Source organism: Nocardioides sp. IC4_145 (assembly GCF_011250565.1).
Classification (GTDB): Bacteria; Actinomycetota; Actinomycetes; order Propionibacteriales; family Nocardioidaceae; genus Nocardioides.
This window is the reverse complement of sequence record NZ_JAANMS010000097.1, coordinates 1-270: the sequence shown is the minus strand read 5'-3', so window position 1 is coordinate 270 and position 270 is coordinate 1. Positions and strand designations below refer to the sequence as shown.

1 protein-coding gene is annotated in these 270 nt (G+C 67.0%); it reads right to left on the bottom strand.

From position 1 onward, the window contains the following. Positions 1–270 (bottom strand): hypothetical protein (locus G6553_RS20580; RefSeq protein WP_207620091.1); only part of this gene is annotated, 270 nt, incomplete at both ends.

Genomic DNA, 270 nt, shown 5'->3' with positions numbered 1-270 from the left:
CGCTGAAGTCGTCGATGGTGCCGCCGAAGGTGTTCCGGTCAAGGCCGAACAGCTCGAGCAGGCGCTCGTCCCAGCGAAGCTCGCCGGTGGTGAGGTTCCAGTCGAAGGCGCCGACCCCTGCCGCGTCAACCGCGAGCTGCCAAATGAGGCGCTCGTCGCCGTAGTCCGCCTCGAGTGCTGCGAGCTCGAGTTCAGCCATCACGGGGGTGGCGAGCAGCTCGAGCAGGGTGATGTCGTTCTCGTCCCAGGGGCGAGGACTCGCGTCGAACA